14 protein-coding genes are annotated in these 15769 nt (G+C 60.0%); 6 read left to right on the forward strand and 8 right to left on the reverse strand.

Annotated elements, in window-relative coordinates:
- Positions 1 to 166: 166 nt before the first annotated feature.
- The 5 genes from hflK (WLY71_RS09025) to cfaB all read left to right on the forward strand — a co-directional run bounded on the left by hflK (WLY71_RS09025) (position 167) and on the right by cfaB (position 7535).
- A complete protein-coding gene (gene hflK, locus WLY71_RS09025) occupies positions 167 to 2125 on the forward strand; it encodes a protease modulator HflK (protein WP_347803316.1) in 1959 nt (652 codons plus the stop codon).
- Positions 2122 to 3162 carry a protease modulator HflC gene (hflC, locus tag WLY71_RS09030; RefSeq protein WP_347803293.1) on the forward strand — a complete coding sequence of 347 codons (1041 nt, stop codon included), beginning with the start codon at positions 2122 to 2124 and terminating at the stop codon, positions 3160 to 3162. Before hflK (WLY71_RS09025) ends, hflC begins: the two co-directional genes overlap by 4 nt.
- Entirely contained in the window at positions 3159 to 4217 is a 1059-nt protein-coding gene (gene hflK / locus WLY71_RS09035) for a protease modulator HflK (RefSeq protein ID WP_347803294.1), read from the forward strand. Before hflC ends, hflK (WLY71_RS09035) begins: the two co-directional genes overlap by 4 nt.
- Positions 4214 to 6124, forward strand: coding sequence for a cation-translocating P-type ATPase (locus WLY71_RS09040; RefSeq protein WP_347803295.1), 1911 nt, complete (start codon positions 4214 to 4216; stop codon positions 6122 to 6124). Before hflK (WLY71_RS09035) ends, WLY71_RS09040 begins: the two co-directional genes overlap by 4 nt.
- 226 nt (positions 6125 to 6350) lie before the next feature.
- On the forward strand, positions 6351 to 7535 hold the full coding sequence (cfaB, locus tag WLY71_RS09045) for a C17 cyclopropane fatty acid synthase CfaB (RefSeq protein ID WP_347803296.1): 1185 nt from the start codon (positions 6351 to 6353) through the stop codon (positions 7533 to 7535).
- On the opposite strand, the gene cls is transcribed toward cfaB, so the two are convergent.
- On the reverse strand, positions 7532 to 8971 hold the full coding sequence (gene cls / locus WLY71_RS09050) for a cardiolipin synthase (RefSeq protein WP_347803297.1): 1440 nt from the start codon (positions 8969 to 8971) through the stop codon (positions 7532 to 7534). The genes cfaB and cls overlap by 4 nt on opposite strands.
- Before the next feature lie 132 nt (positions 8972 to 9103).
- Here cls and WLY71_RS09055 point away from each other — a divergent pair, with 132 nt between their 5' ends.
- The gene (locus tag WLY71_RS09055; protein WP_347803298.1) at positions 9104 to 9625 is read left to right on the forward strand and encodes a DUF3617 domain-containing protein; all 522 of its coding nucleotides are present in this window, start codon (positions 9104 to 9106) and stop codon (positions 9623 to 9625) included.
- Between the two features lie 24 nt (positions 9626 to 9649).
- Here WLY71_RS09055 and WLY71_RS09060 read toward each other — a convergent pair whose 3' ends face one another.
- From WLY71_RS09060 to folE2, 7 genes are read right to left on the reverse strand one after another with little or no spacing between them, the layout of a single operon-like run.
- Complete coding sequence (locus WLY71_RS09060; protein ID WP_347803299.1) at positions 9650 to 10531, reverse strand: His/Gly/Thr/Pro-type tRNA ligase C-terminal domain-containing protein; 882 nt, start codon at positions 10529 to 10531, stop codon at positions 9650 to 9652.
- 17 nt (positions 10532 to 10548) lie between these two features.
- Positions 10549 to 11886: a dihydroorotase gene (locus WLY71_RS09065; protein WP_347803300.1), complete on the reverse strand. Its 1338-nt coding sequence runs from the start codon at positions 11884 to 11886 to the stop codon at positions 10549 to 10551.
- Between the two features lie 2 nt (positions 11887 to 11888).
- The gene (locus WLY71_RS09070; protein WP_046044954.1) at positions 11889 to 12449 is read right to left on the reverse strand and encodes a gamma carbonic anhydrase family protein; all 561 of its coding nucleotides are present in this window, start codon (positions 12447 to 12449) and stop codon (positions 11889 to 11891) included.
- The gene (locus tag WLY71_RS09075; protein ID WP_347803301.1) at positions 12446 to 13321 is read right to left on the reverse strand and encodes a metal ABC transporter substrate-binding protein; all 876 of its coding nucleotides are present in this window, start codon (positions 13319 to 13321) and stop codon (positions 12446 to 12448) included. The genes WLY71_RS09070 and WLY71_RS09075 overlap by 4 nt, the downstream gene beginning before the upstream one ends.
- Positions 13322 to 13332: 11 nt before the next feature.
- Positions 13333 to 14199, reverse strand: a complete 867-nt coding sequence (locus WLY71_RS09080; protein WP_347803302.1) for a metal ABC transporter permease — start codon at positions 14197 to 14199, stop codon at positions 13333 to 13335.
- Positions 14199 to 14867, reverse strand: a complete 669-nt coding sequence (locus WLY71_RS09085) for a metal ABC transporter ATP-binding protein (protein ID WP_347803303.1) — start codon at positions 14865 to 14867, stop codon at positions 14199 to 14201. The genes WLY71_RS09080 and WLY71_RS09085 overlap by 1 nt, the downstream gene beginning before the upstream one ends.
- On the reverse strand, positions 14864 to 15760 hold the full coding sequence (gene folE2 / locus WLY71_RS09090) for a GTP cyclohydrolase FolE2 (RefSeq protein ID WP_347803304.1): 897 nt from the start codon (positions 15758 to 15760) through the stop codon (positions 14864 to 14866). The genes WLY71_RS09085 and folE2 overlap by 4 nt, the downstream gene beginning before the upstream one ends.
- Between the last annotated feature and the right edge of the window lie 9 nt (positions 15761 to 15769).

Consider the following 15769-nt stretch of genomic DNA (forward strand, 5'->3'; position numbering starts at 1 on the left):
GCTAAAATTACGAACGTAATATGTGCGTTCCGCAGCCTTTCGGTCAAGGCTTCAGCCAAGCGACAGGTTGAGCGTTTTTAGATACAGCATTTAAGAACGGAAATTTCACGGCTTTCGTTATATCGTAACGAATTGCGATATGAGCAACGATAAACACTGGGGTGGTATGCAAGTCGATCTCGATGTCGATGGGACGCAAGTAGCCGGGCTGCCGCGTTTCCAGCAGGCGGTTTTTCAAGGGCGACGATTGCGTCAGTTCGCAATCGGTCTGGGCGCTCTGGCGGCGACAGGTTGGTTGCTGGCGTTTTTTGTCGGGCTGTTTGCGCCGCAGTCGCTCTGGCCCGCGTTGCTGGTCAATCAGAGCGCCGGTTTGCTGGTGCTGGTCGCCGGTTTGCAATCGGCCTGGTGGGTGACGCAATGGCGTGCGCGGGCGTTGAACCCGGTCGTGCAGGTCGTCGTTGCTGACGAAGTCGTTGCCCCGGTGGGCTGGTACGAACGGCTGCTGGATCGGCTCAGCCAGCGATGGCTGCGGATGCTGGTGCAGATCGGCGCCCCGACGCTGTGGCTCGCGGGTTGGTCGCTGTTGACGTTGTTGAGCATCGAACACGTCTGGAACCTGGCACTGCCGCCCACCGCGCTGGGGTTGTCGGCCAGCGTCGGTGCGGCGCTGTCGTTGTTGCTGGCCTTCGGTTTGCTGGTGCTGGAACGTCAACTGGCGCAGGAAAACGTCGCCCAATGGCCCGAAGCAGCATCGCTGGCGCAGCTGACACGGGTGGCGATCATTGGCCTGGTGCTCAGCGCTTTGTGCCTGTTGTTGGGAGGCGAAACTTCGGTCTGGCCGGTGCGTCTGGCGGTGCTGATCGGCCTGCTGCCGGGGCTCGTCGCCGCCGAACTACTGCTGCGTGCCATGCTGTCGTTGTTCAGTCCGCCGCGCGAACAACTCGAACCTGCGTTGCTGGCGCGCAGCTTCGTCGCCGACATGCTGCGCTGGCCGCCGCAACCCTTGTTGGCGTTGCAGCACGAATTGCACAACCGCTTCGGCATCGACCTGCGGCAGATCTGGGCCTTCACTTACATGCGTCGGGCATTTTTGCCGGTGCTGACCGTGGTCTCGATAGTGGGTTGGTCACTGACCGGCATTCACGAAATACCGCTGCAAGGGCGGGGCATCTACGAGCGATTCGGCAAACCGGTGGAGGTATTCGGTCCTGGTTTGCACGCAGGTTTGCCCTGGCCTCTGGGCCGAGTGTTGAGCGTCGAGAATGGCGTGGTTCACGAGTTGGCCACCAGTGTTGGCGACACACCGGCGCCGGTCGTGGCCGAACCCGCCGAAGGCCCGGCGCCCGCGATTGCCAATCGCTTGTGGGACGCCAGCCATGTGAACGACAAATCCCAAGTTATCGCCAGCAGCCGAGCCGACAAGCAGAGCTTCCAGATCGTCAACATGGACGTGCGTTTCGTCTATCGCATCGGTCTGAGCGATCAAGCGGCGTTGGCCGCGACCTACAACAGCGCTGATGTCCCGACGCTGATCCGCAGCACCGTCAGCCGGATTCTGGTCCACGATTTCGCTTCGCGAACCCTCGACGGTTTGCTCGGTGAGGACAGGGTAGGGCTCGCCGAAGAGATTGGTCGGGCGGTACAGGCTGACCTGCACAAGCTCGACAGCGGCGTGGAAATTCTCGCCACCGTGGTCGAGGCGATTCATCCGCCGGCCGGCGCCGCCAATGCCTATCACGGCGTTCAGGCTGCACAGATTGGCGCCCAGGCATTGATTTCCCGCGAGCGTGGGGCGGCGGCGGAAGCCACCAACCAGGCGCAATTACAGGCCAGCATCGCTCGCGATCAAGCGACGGCCAGCGCTCGTGAAATCAACGCCACCGCCCAAGCGGCAGATCTGAGATTCGCTGCCGAGCAAAAGGCCTACGCCAGTGCCGGCCAGGCCTTCTTACTGGAGCAGTACTTCAGCCAACTGTCCCAAGGCCTGGCCAATGCCAGGTTGCTGGTGCTCGATCATCGTCTGGGCGGTACCACTAACGCGCCGACCATCGACCTCCGTACATTCACGCTGCCGGCTGACCCTGCGCCGGCGCGTAAAACCGCTCAGCCAGGAGCTGCCAATTGAGCCAGTCGCACACCCACGATCACGATGACCACACTGGCCACGATCACGGCCATGGCGGGCATCACCACGGCCATCACCATCACCACCACGGTGATCCCCAAGAAGCGGGCCCGTTCCCGTGGCGGCGAATGGGCTGGGCAGTCTTGCTGGTGGCGTTTGCCATCGCGGCAGCGAGCCTGGTGCAGGTGCGTTCGGGGGAGGCCACGGTGATCACGCGTTTCGGCAATCCTTCGCGGGTATTGCTGGAACCAGGTCTTGGCTGGCGTTGGCCTGCTCCTTTTGAAGCGGCGATTCCTGTCGATCTGCGACTGCGCACGACTTCGAGTGGTTTACAGGACGTGGGTACGCGGGACGGTTTGCGCATCATCGTTCAGGCTTACGTGGCCTGGCAGGTTCAGGGTGATCCGGACAACGTGCAACGTTTCATGCGCGCCGTACAGAATCAGCCGGACGAAGCAGCGCGGCAGATTCGCACGTTTGTTGGTTCTGCACTGGAAACCACGGCCAGCAGTTTTGACCTGGCTAACCTGGTAAACACCGACGCCAATAAAGTACACATCGCTGATTTTGAAGCGCAGTTGCGTCAGCAAATCGATCAGCAGCTGCTCACGACTTATGGCGTGCGAGTGCTGCAAGTCGGTATCGAGCGTCTGACCTTGCCGTCGGTAACCCTCACCGCTACGGTCGATCGCATGCGTGCCGAGCGTGAAACAATCGCCACAGAACGCACGGCCATCGGTAAGCGCGAAGCGGCGCAAATCCGTTCCGCTGCCGAGCGTGATGCACGAATCGTACAAGCCGATGCGACGGTGAAAGCTGCCGATATCGAAGCTCAATCGCGCGTCGAAGCCGCGCAGATTTACGGTCGCGCCTACGCCGGGTCGCCACAGCTCTACAACCTGCTGCGCTCCCTCGACACACTGGGCACGATCGTCACGCCCGGCACAAAACTGATTCTGCGCACCGATGCCGCGCCGTTCCGGGTGTTGGTTGACGGTCCGCCGACCCTTGATAACAAGTCCGGGTCGCAGCCATGAAATTAGTTCCACGTGGAACAAATGAGTTAAGCAGTCCCTGGATTCAAGCGGGGCGCTTGGCTTTTTTGGCTCTTTACGCCGTGACGGTACTGGCCGCTTTGGTGTGGGCATTTTCCAATGTGCGGCAGATCGATCCGCAAAATCGCGCTGTGGTTTTGCACTTCGGCGCGCTGGATCGCATCCAGAATGCTGGCCTGCTGTTGGCCTGGCCGCGTCCGTTTGAGCAGGTGATTTTGTTGCCCGCGGCGGATCGGGTGATGGAGCGTCGGGTGGAAAACCTGCTGCGCACCGATGCCGCGTTGCAGGCAGACCGATTCGCGAGTTTCGCTACACCGATCAGCGATGCACTCGCCGGCTCCGGTTATTTGCTCACCGGTGACGCGGGCGTGGTGCAACTGGATGTGCGGGTTTTCTACAAAGTCACCGAGCCGTATGCCTTCGTTCTTCAAGGCGAACATGTGTTGCCGGCATTGGATCGATTGGTGACTCGCAGCGCGGTGGCCCTTACTGCCGCACGAGATCTGGACACTATTCTGGTTGCTCGACCGGAGCTGATCGGCGCCGATAGTCAGGCTGCTGAACGCCGCGAACGGTTGCGCGGTGATCTGGTGCAAGCCATCAATCAGCGCCTGGCTGACCTGACTGCGACGGGGCAGGGGTTAGGCATTGAAGTGACGCGGGTCGACGTGCAATCGAGTCTGCCCGGGCCAGCAGTCAACGCCTTCAATGCTGTACTGACCGCCAGTCAACAAGCCGACAAAGCCGTGGCCAATGCTCGCACTGAAGCCGAGAAGCTGACTCAGACTGCCAACGAACAAGCCGATCGCACGCTGCAAGTCGCTCACGCCCAAGCGAGCGAACGGCTGGCCAAAGCCTCGGCTGACACGGCCACGGTATTGAGTCTGGCCAAGGCGCAACAACAAGGGACCGACCCGCAAATGCTGCTGCGCATCTACCGCGAGCGGATGCCGAAGATTCTCGGTCAGGCCGGTTCGGTGACCACGGTCAATCCGAAAGACGATTCCCGCCTGATCATTCAGGGAGCTGCACAATGACCCCCCAAACCGCCGCCGCACCGAGCATGTTGTCCTCGGCTGAACAACGCAGCGCCGCCCGCCAATTGACCCTGGCCATGCTCGCACTTGGCCTGCTCGCGCTCGGCCTGACCTGGCGCTGGTTGTCGCCGGAGCAGACGGGCGTCAGTCAATTGCTGCTGGGCTTTGCTTCGTTATTGGTGGCCGTGCCCGTGATGCGTTCAGCCTGGTACAGCCTGCGTTATCCGAGCCTGCACGGGATCACTGATCAATTGATCGCCCTGGCCATGCTGGGGGCGTGGGCCACGGGTGATCTGCTGACCGCAGCGTTGCTGCCAATCATCATGATCTTCGGTCACGTGCTGGAAGAGCGCAGCGTGATCGGTTCCCAAGAGGCGATTCGCGCCCTCGGCAAACTGACGCGCAGCCATGCGCGCAAAGTTCAGGCCGATGGCGCTATCGTCGAAGTCGATAACGGCACACTCAAGGCCGGCGACCTCGTCGAGGTGCGCGCGGGTGATCGGGTGCCGGCGGATGGTCGGGTGTTGTCCGGTCAGGCGAGCCTGGACACCGCTTCGATTACTGGCGAATCGGTGCCGATGGAGGCGGGCGTCGGCATGCAAGTCTTCGGCGGCGCGATCAACCTCGACGGTCTGCTGCGTATTGAAGTGACTCGCACCGGCAATGAGTCGACCCTCGGAAAAGTCATTGCGCTGATGCAAAGTGCCGAGCGTTCCAAACCACCGATCACGCGTTTGCTGGAACGCTACGCCGGTAGCTACATGGTGCTGGTGTTGCTGCTGGCCGCCGTGACCTGGTTCGTCACTAACGATGCTCAGGCCATGCTCGCGGTGTTGGTGGCGGCCTGTCCTTGTGCATTGGTGTTGTCGGCACCGGCCACGGCGATTGCTGGGGTGGCGGTGGCCGCTCGCCACGGGATTCTGATTCGCAGCTCCGCGTTCCTCGAAGAGCTGGCAGACCTGACTTCCTTGGTGGTCGATAAAACCGGAACCCTGACCTTTGGCACCTTGCGTTTGCAATCCATCGACAGTCCGCTCGAGGATCGCAGCCACGTCCTTAAACTCGCTGCCAGTCTCGGTTCTGCCAGCAGTCATCCGGTCAGCCGCGCGCTCGCCGGGTTGGTCACCCAGGAACATTTTCTGCTGCTCTCGGACATTCACGAGCGTCAGGGGCTGGGTGTGGTGGCGATGACGGAGCAGGGCGAGGCGGCGCTCGGTCGTCCCGAGTTGTTCACCCAATTGGGCATCGCCACTTCAAGTGTCCCCGACCACGATGGCCCGATTGCCGGGTTGGCGCTCAACGGTGAATTCCTCGCCTGGCTGTTGCTGGCCGACAGCGTCAAACCTGAAGCTCGATTTGCTTTGAGCGAGCTACGAGAGTTGGGGTTGGGTAGGCAGTTGCTGCTGACAGGTGATCGGCAAAGCGTCGCGCACACATTGGCGCGAGATGTCGGGATCAGCGACGTTGAAGCTCAAGCATTGCCCGAGGACAAACTCAATCGCGTGCTGAAGGAAATCGGCAGCGGCTTCCGGCCGATGGTCGTGGGAGATGGGATCAACGATTCGCTGGCGCTCAAGGCCGGTGTGGTCGGCGTGGCCATGGGAGCGGGCGGGGCGGACATCGCGCTGGCCTCGGCCGACATCGTCCTGATCGGCAGCGACCTGCGTCGACTTGGCACGTGTGTGCGCTTGAGTCGCCAATGCCGGCACACGTTGCAGGTTAATGTGATCATCGGTCTGGGCTGGACGCTGGCGATTGTAGCCTTCGCCGCCTTCGGTTGGCTTGGCGCTGCGGGAGCGATGATTGCTGCACTGTTGCATAACTTCAGCACGTTGCTGGTGTTGGGGAACGCCGGGCGTTTACTGCGTTTTCAGGAACCATTGCTCAAGCTTAAGGAAGAGGATTGAGCACGGCGGGTGAATGCTCTAAACAGCGCGATTACGGTCGATTTCAAGTTTTCAGAACTGTACGACGAATTCGTAGTCATCTAGGTGAGGGCAATCACTTTTGTGAATTCGCGACGGTTGGTTCGAGCGTTGCGAATCATAGAAAAGGGCTATTAATTCGGTAGTCAACTATTTTTCAAGGATGGTCTACCCTCACATCAGACGTCTGAAACAAGAGGGACTATCCATGCTCGCGCACCTTCCTCCGGCCTTACAGAATCTGCAGTTACCGCTACGCCTGCGACTCTGGGACGGCCATGAATTCAATCTGGGGCCGACGCCCAGCGTCACGATTGTGGTCAAGGACCCACAAATGGTTACCCAGTTCACTCATCCAAGCCTGGACGCGCTCGGGACGGCGTTTGTCGAAGGCAAACTTGAGCTGGAAGGTTCCATCAGCGAGGTGATTCGCGTCTGTGATGAATGGACCCAGGCGTTGCTCGGAGACCAGGATAGTCAGCCAGTGCGCACTGCTCACGACAAGGAGACCGACGCCAAGGCGATTTCCTACCACTACGACCTTTCCAACGCGTTTTATCAGCTGTGGCTCGACAGCGACATGGCGTATTCCTGCGCTTATTTCGAGACCGGCAGTGAAACGCTGGAGCAAGCCCAACAAGCCAAATTCCGCCACCTGTGCCGCAAGCTGCGGCTGCAACCAGGTGAATACCTGCTGGATGTCGGTTGCGGCTGGGGCGGACTGGCACGGTATGCCGCGCGGGAGTGTGGCGCGAAGGTGTTCGGGATCACACTCAGTAAAGAGCAATTGGAACTTGCCCGTGAGCGCGTGACGGCCGAAGGCCTGGACGATCTGGTCGAACTGCAACTGCTCGACTACCGCGACTTGCCTCAGGACGGTCGCTTCGACAAAGTGGTCAGTGTCGGCATGTTCGAACACGTTGGCCACGCCAATCTGGCCGAGTACTGCAAAACCTTGTTCGGTGCGGTGAAAGAGGGCGGCCTGGTGATGAACCACGGGATCACCGCCAAGCACATCGATGGCCGTCCAGTGGGGCGCGGTTTCGGTGAATTCATCGAGAAGTATGTGTTCCCCAATGGCGAGCTGCCGCATCTGGCGATGATCTCTGCCGAGATCAGCGAAGCGGGGCTGGAGATCGTCGACGTCGAGAGTCTGCGCCTGCATTACGCGCGTACCCTGGACCACTGGAGCGAACGCCTGGAAGACAATCTGGAAGCGGCTTCCAGGCTGGTACCAGAGCAGGCCTTACGGATCTGGCGGCTGTACCTGGCAGGATGCGCTTACGCGTTCGCCAAGGGCTGGATCAACCTGCACCAGATTCTCGCGGTGAAAGCCCACCCGGATGGCAGCCATGAACTGCCATGGACGCGAGACGATATCTACAACCCTTAAAGTATCGGTGAAATGAGCCGGGCGACCCGCATGCCGACCTGTTGCAGGCGGCGAGTGTCCCGGCTTTCTTCTTTGGCGATCTCGTGAGCCTGGGCGAAGTCATCGTTGAGCATCTGTTCTACTTCGGCGGCAAACGTGCTGTCGACCGTCAACAACATCACTTCAAAATTCAGCCGGAACGAGCGGTTGTCCAGATTGGCACTGCCAATGGCGCTGATTTCGCTGTCGATCAACACCACTTTCTGATGCAGGAAGCCAGGCTCGTAGCGGAACACCCGCACGCCAGCGCGCACGGCCTCGAAGGCATAAAGGCTGGAGGCGGCGTAGACGATCCGGTGGTCCGGTCGTGAGGGCAGCAGCAGCCGCACATCTATGCCACGCATAGCCGCCAGCCTTAACGCAGCGAACACGGCTTCGTCGGGGATGAAATAAGGGCTGGTGATCCACACCCGCTCGGTTGCCGCATGGATGGCTTCGACGAAGAATAACGAACAGGTTTCGTAGGAATCCGCCGGACCGCTGGCGAGCAATTGGCAGAGCACGCCGTCGTCCGGGTAAACGTCCGGCAGGATCAGCGGCGGCAATGAGCGGGCAGCCCAAAACCAGTCTTCAGCGAAAGATTCCTGCATGCAGGCAACCACCGGCCCGCGTACTTGCACATGGGTATCGCGCCACGGGGCGAGGGGTGGTTTCTCGCCCATGTATTCGTCGCCGACGTTATGCCCACCGACGAAACCCAGCATTCCATCGACCACCACAATCTTGCGGTGGTTGCGGAAGTTGACCTGGAAGCGGTTGAGCCAGCCGCTGCGGGTGGCAAAGGCTTTGACCTCGACGCCGGCATCGCGCAGCGGCTGCACGTAACTGTGAGGCAGGGAATGGCTGCCGATGCGGTCGTACAATAAATAAACCGCCACGCCTTCGGCGGCTTTCTGCAGTAGCAAGGTTTGCAGGCGTTGACCGAGGCGATCGTCGTGAATGATGAAAAACTGAATCAGCACCGCTTCCTTCGCGTTGCTGATGGCTTCAAAAATGGCGTTGAAGGTGGCCTGGCCGTTGATCAGCAAACGCACTTCGTTATTCGCCAGGCACGGCATGCGCCCCAGTTTCGGCATGGCCCTCAAGGACGCGTAAGCACTTGAGGCGCGAGCGGTCAGCGCCTCTTCTACCCAAGGGCGCCAGTTCAGCTCTGAGATAGCCTTGCGCATTTCTTCGTTGGCCTGGCGCCGAGCCTTGATGTAACCATCGAAGGTACTGCGGCCGAAGACTAGATAGGGGATGAGCGTGAGGTAGGGAATAAACAGCAACGACAGGGCCCAGGCGATCGATCCCTGGGCGGTCCGGACGGTGAGCACGGCGTGGATGGCAGCGATCAGGCCCAACGTGTGAAGCAGTGCAATCATGTAGCCGAAAATATGCGGTCCAAAGTAATCCATGGGGGCAGCCTTGCTCCTGAAGATTCAATGCTTAACAGACCATGTTCCGTGCAGAATGTCGCTATTTAATTGGCCCATGAACCGAAGCCGCTGGCTGACGTCTAACGGCCACTACTGATCAGGAGTTACTCGATGAACGTTCGTCTGCTGGGTTTGGCCATGGCTATTGGTTTGTCACTTCCTGTGGCCGCTCAGGCGCAGATGCTGCAGCCCGGTTTGTGGGAAATGACCACAAGCAACATGAAGGTCGATGACCAGAATCTCCCGGATTTGCAGCTGATCCTTGGCCAGATACAGAGCCAGATGACCCCGGCACAGCGTGCGCAGCTGGAGAAGCAGGGCATCACCATGGGGGGCAAGGGGATTCGGGCTTGCCTGACGCCGGAACAGGTGAAGAGCGACGACATTCCGCTGACCGATCCACAGTCGGGTTGCAAGCAGGAAATCACCGACCGCACCGGGAATCAGTGGAAATTCCGCTTCAGCTGTCCGAAAGCGCAGGGCACTGGTGTCGCCACTTTCCTCAGTGATCGTGAGTTCACCACTAAGGTTAATGGCACGTTCAACGCCACCGGCATTCAGCAGAAGGGCAGCCTCGATAGCCGCGCCGTGTGGTTGGGGCAGGATTGCGGGACCGTCAAGCCGAGAGCCTAAAAGCTTCGCCAACAGGTCCGCTCCCTACATGGCCGTATGGGGGCGGACTTGATTCAACCACTCGCACACCGCGTCTATCGCCATCCTCCCGAAGTCTTCCCCGGTGCGGCTCCGCACACTGACAAACCCACCTGCTTTTTCTTTCTCCCCGATCACCACCAGATACGGCACGTGTTGACTGTGCTCGCGAATTTTTTGACGGACTTTCTCGTGACGCAGATCCGCGCGGGCGCGCACGCCACTTCGGCGCAATGCCTCGGTCACCGATTGCGCGTAATCCGCCTGACGTTCGTCCATGCTGACAATGATGACGTGTGGCGGCGTCCGCCAGTTTTCCAGCTCCTGTTGGCAGGGCCAGCACGTACCATAAATCCGCTGCTGCAACGTCCCGCTGATGTGGTCGAGGGTGAACGCTTGCAGCACTCTGGTCGCGGGGACATGCGGGCCAACTGTCGTAGACTCGAAGTTCCCCAAGCGGTACAGCTGCGTCTTCCCTTGACGGCGGATCGAGTGATTGGTCGCCGCCAGAGCCTGCATGCGCGCTTCGATCAGTGGCAGATCTGCCTGCGTTAGGGATCGCTCGGCAGAAAATTCATAAAAGAACCCGTCGCCCAGCACCGTTCCTGCGTGCAGTTGCACCTGTGGATGGAGTTGCTTGAGGGCCATGGCCAGCATCAGTGCACAGGAGCGTCGCAGGATCTCCAGCCCATCGGGCTCTTGAGGCGTGACGATGTTGACCCGGGCATCGGCCTCGATCATGAACTCACAGTCCACCAAGATGCCGTCCACTCGGCCGGCCACCGCCGCTTTTGCCAGTCCGGATCCGATACTCGCGGCGAACTCGTACACCGACAGTGGCCGGTCGTATTCACGCAATGAACCGTCGCTAAGGGTGATGTGAATCATGTCGGTGCTCTCCAGTGCTAGCGCATAAACCGTAGAGGTAATCCCTGACAGTTGTCATTAAGACGTTTGTCGTGCCAGGCAATTTGTCCCGACACGATCGTGCTGCCGACGCTGTGGCGAAAACGCTGTCGGGCAAAAGGTGTCCAGCCGCATTGAGACAGGATCGGCTGCTGGGACACGGCGACACCGCCGGGTTCGGGTTTGATCAGAACGAGGTCGGCCCAATAGCCTTCGCGCAGATAACCGCGGTCGGGAATGGCGAACAGATCGGCGACGCGATGACTGGTCTTGGCCACGAGCGTGGTGATCGGCAGAACTTCATCCGCGACCAATTCCAGCAGCGCGGGCAGGGCATGTTGCACCAACGGTAAGCCGGCAGGCGCCTGGCTGTATAGCCGCTGTTTTTCATCCCAGGTGTGAGGCGCGTGATCGCTGCCGATCACGTCGAGCCGATGGCTCAGCAATGCTTCGCGCAAGGCATCGCGGTCGGCCTGGGTTTTGATCGCCGGGTTGCACTTGATCAGGTTGCCGAGGCTTTGGTAATCCCGGTCATCGAACAGTAAGTGGTGAAGGCAGACTTCGGCGGTGATGCGTTTCTGGGCGAGTGGCTTGTCTTCGAACAACGCCAGTTCGCGGGCGGTGGTCAGGTGCAGAACATGCAGTCGGGTGCCGTGACGCCTGGCGAGGTCCACGGCCATTGAGGAGGAGCGAAAGCACGCCTCGGCGTTGCGGATCAGCGGGTGGGCCGCCGCTGGAATGTGTTCGCCGAACAAGTCGCGCAGGTTCGCGGCGTTGGCGTCGATACTGGGCGTGTGTTCGCAGTGGGCCAACAAAAGGGTCGGCACCTCGGCGAATAACCGCTCGAGAATCTGAGGGTCATCGACCAGCATGTTGCCGGTCGAAGCGCCCATGAACACTTTGACGCCGGCTACTTCACAGGGATTCAGCGCGGCGATGGTGTCGAGATTGTCGTTACTCACGCCGAAATGAAAGCCGTAATTAGCGACGGAACTGATCGCCGCTCGACGCTTTTTGTCGGCCAGTGCGCTGAGGGTCAGGGTCGCCGGATTGGTGTTGGGCATGTCCATGAAGCTGGTGATGCCGCCAGCCACGGCGGCTCGGGATTCGGTGTAAAAGCTGCCTTTGTCCGGCGAGCCTGGATCGCGGAAGTGCACTTGGTCGTCGATCATTCCTGGCAGCAGCCATTGCCCTTGTGCATCGATTTCCACGTCGGCATTTTCACCGTGGATGCTGCTGGCGATCTTCACGATTCGACCGTTGCTCACCAACAGATCACCGTCAAACTCACGGCCTTCATTCACCAGCCGGGCATTGCGAATCAGCACGCTGCTCATGGTCAGAACTCGTTCTGCAGGGCTTTGTAGCCGCGCACCAGGTCGACGTTGGTACGCGCCACGTCCTCGGAAAACTCCGAGGCGCTGACGCTTACCGGTGGGAACTGCGACAGATCTGTCTTTGGGCCGATGCGGGTGGTGGAGGGCACGTAGAAGTCTTCGGGCAAGTCGCGGCCATCGACCACCGAGTTGTGCCGCACCACGCAACCGTCACCGACTACGCAGTTGAACAGCACGCTGTTGAAACCGATAAACACCCGGTCGCCAACCTTGCACGGACCATGAACGATCGAGCGGTGGGCGATCGAACTGAACTCGCCGATGGTCACTGCCGCGCCGGACTTGGAGTGGATCACCACGCCATCCTGGATGTTCGAGTTGGCGCCGATGGTGATCGGCTCCATCTCGCCTGAGGCATCCACTTCGTCAGCGCGTATCACCGCGTAAGGACCGACGAAGACGTTCTCGCCGATCACCACTTTGCCGCAGATGATGGCGGTTTTGTCCACGTAGGCAGATTCCGCTATCACCGGCAAATCACCGGAAGGATTCTTGCGGATCATGGCTTGCTCAACGCGTCGTAGAGGGTGTTGAGGTTGTACTCGAACAACCCGACGAAGGTGCTGGCCGGACCGGTCTGCGCGAGCGCATCGGAGTACAACGTGCCACCGATGTGCGCGCCGCTTTCATCGGCAATCTGCTTGAGCAGGCGTGCATCCTTGATGTTTTCCATGAACACCGCTTTGACCTTGGCCTGGCGTATCTGGGTGATCAGTGCGGCGACTTCGGCGGCTGACGGTTCGCGCTCAGTGGACAGGCCTTGAGGCGCCATGAAGTCGATGCCGTAAGCCTGACCGAGATAACCGAAGGCGTCATGGGACGTCACGATTTTGCGATTGCCCGGTGGCAGTAAACCGAGTTTGGCCTTGGCTTCGGCAAGCAGCGCGTAGATCTGTTTCAGGTAGGCCTGACTGTTGCGTTCGTAGTCGTTTTTATTCGTCGGGTCGGCGGCGATCAGCGCCTTGGTGATGTTGCTGACATACAGGTCAGCGTTCGCCAGATTGTGCCACGCGTGCGGGTCGGGAATCGTCTCGCCATCTTCATCCAGGGAGCGCGGGATGACGCCGTGGCTCGCGCTGATCACTGGCGCTTTGGTCTCGGTGCTGGTCACCAGACGGTCCAGCCATGGCTCGAAACCCAAGCCGTTTTTGATGATGAGTTTGGCTTTGAGCAACCCCTTGGCGTCGTCCGGCGTCGGCTCGTACGTGTGAGCATCGGCATCCGGGCCGACCATGTTGGTGATCTGGATATGGTCGCCGCCGACTTGATGGGTCATGTCGGCGAGGATGCTGAAACTGGTGACTACCTGAAGTCTTTCCGCAGCAGACAGCGACATCGACAGCATCAAACTGAACAGCACGAGCAAAACGCGCATCGGGTAACACCTCATTGGGATGTGAGCAAAGGCGGGTGGCGCAGCAAACCGTGCACCGGTCCGAACACCACGGACAGCAGATACAAACCGCCAGCCACCAGCACGATCGCCGGGCCACTGGGGAGCGAGTAGTAGAACGACAGCAACAGTCCGAGCCACACCGAGAGGCAGCCGAGCAGGGCGGCGATGGCCATTAACGTCGGCAAGCGACGACTCCAGAAGCGCGACGCGGCGGCGGGCAACATCATCAAACCGACGACCATCAGCGCACCGATGGCTTGAAAACCGATCACCAGGTTCAGCACCACCAGGGTTAGAAATACGCCGTGAGCCAGAGGGCCGAGTCGGCTGACGGTTTGCAGAAAGAGTGGGTCGAGGGTGTCCAGCAACAGCGGTTTGTAGATGAACGCCATGGCGATCAGGCTGAAGCCGGAGACCCAGAGCATGCCCGTCAACGTCGGGCCATCGACCGCCAGCGCCGAGCCAAACAACAGGTGCAACAGGTCCAGACGTTTGCCGGCGATGCCGAGGATCAGCACCCCGCAGGCAAGGGAGATCGGGTAGATCGCGGCGAGGCTGGCGTCTTCTCGCAGGCCGGTGCGACGGGTGATCCAGGCGGCGAGTCCGGCCATGCCGAGACCGGCACCGAGGCCGCCGACGGTCAGCGCCGGCAGACTCAATCCGGCGAACCAAAAGCCCAATGCGGCCCCCGGCAGAATACCGTGAGCCACCGCGTCGCCGATGAGGCTCATGCGTCGCAGGATTAAAAACACACCCAACGGTGCGGTGCTGCATGCCAGAACCAACCCGCCGAGAAGTGCTCGCCGCATGAACACGAACTCGTGGAACGGTTGCCAAAGATGAGCGGCAGCGAGCATCAGGCCACCCGCGTATGTGGTTGTTGATGGATCAGATCAACGCTCGACCCAAGGACGCAGCCGGTGCTTTTGATCAGCAATGTTTGGGGAATGTATTGGCGAACGGCGGCCAGGTCATGGCACACGATCACCTGGGTTCGGCCTTCGGCATGCCAGGCGTGGATGTGTGTCCAGAGCAGCGCTTGGCCGAGTTCGTCTAGGGCGGCGTGGGGTTCGTCGAGCAATAGCAATGGTGCGTCGGCGAGGCTTAAACGGGCGAGTAGGGCACGCTGTAGTTCGCCACCGGACAATGCCATCAAAGGGCGCTGTTCCAAACCGGTCAGACACCAGTCTTCCAGGACGGCTTTGAGGCGTTGTCTGCGTATCTCGGGAGACTGCGTGCTACCCCAGAAACCGGCGGCCACTAACTCTTGCAAGCTGATGGGGAATTGGCGGTCCAAGTGTTGTTGCTGGGGTAGGAACGACAGCTTGCCCTTGCGTTGAACATCCAGGATGACTTTGCCGGTCAGCGGTTTTTGCAAGCCTACGATGACTTTCAGCAGGCTACTTTTTCCCGAACCGTTGGCACCGATTACGGCGGTGAGACTTCCTTTGGCCAGTTCGAAATCCACGGTAGGAGTCAGTGGCTGGCCGGGTGCACCCCAACGCAAGGCTTGGCAATGAATCATGCGGCCTCCCAGTTCCAGCGACTTTCGGCGACCGCATCGTGCGCGTGAAGACTTTCTGCGTGGATGACTCGTATGTGGAAGGCGTTGATGCCGGGTGAGCGTTTCAGCGCCAGGTTCAAACGTCGTGCGGCGTCTTCGCAGAACATCAGGTTCTGACCGTTGGCCAACGCGAAGGCTTGTTCGTCGGCGCGTTTTACGGCGGTTTGTACGGCGGTGCCGAGGGCCGCTTCGGCGTCGTTGATGATCGCGATCAGCGGTAAGTCATCCAGATAGTCGTCCAGTCGTAGCCGCATTTTTGCATTGCTCCGTTGGCTGTGAGGCGTTGCGACGATGCCTTTTGTGGAGCCGAGCCAAGTCAACACATCGGCATGTTGCAAAGGCTTGTTGGCGAAGTCATCGACGAATTGCTGCTGAATCAGCTGTCGGGAAAGCGCGGCCGAACACGGACAGGTCGAGGAATAAGGCACGTCGATTTTTAGTTCCACGTGGAACATAGCGTTTTTCAAACGTGCTTCGATGCTCACTGGATAGGTTTTCCAGCCGGCCAATGGACTGACCAGCGCCGGTCTTTTGAGCAGTAAATCGGTGTGTATTTTTAAGTACGCGCTGCTGGACAATCCTTCATGAGTCTCGAGAAAACTTTGCAAAACTCGCCGCAACAAGGCGGGCGTCAGGTTTTCTTGCTCGAGCATTTCCAGCGCCAAGTACAGCCGCGACATATGAATCCCTCGCGCCTCTCCATCATCGAGGCTAACGCCGGCGTCGGCTTTTGCACTCAGTCGTTGACCATCGAACAAAACAGGAAGAGCAATGCCGCACATGCCCACCCAATCGAGTGGCAGGGCTTGGCGTGAGGCCTGCGCGGCGATATCCGGCAGAGTCAGCGCATTCATGAGCAGGTC

The organism is Pseudomonas rossensis (assembly GCF_039888995.1).
Classification (GTDB): Bacteria; Pseudomonadota; Gammaproteobacteria; order Pseudomonadales; family Pseudomonadaceae; genus Aquipseudomonas; species Aquipseudomonas rossensis.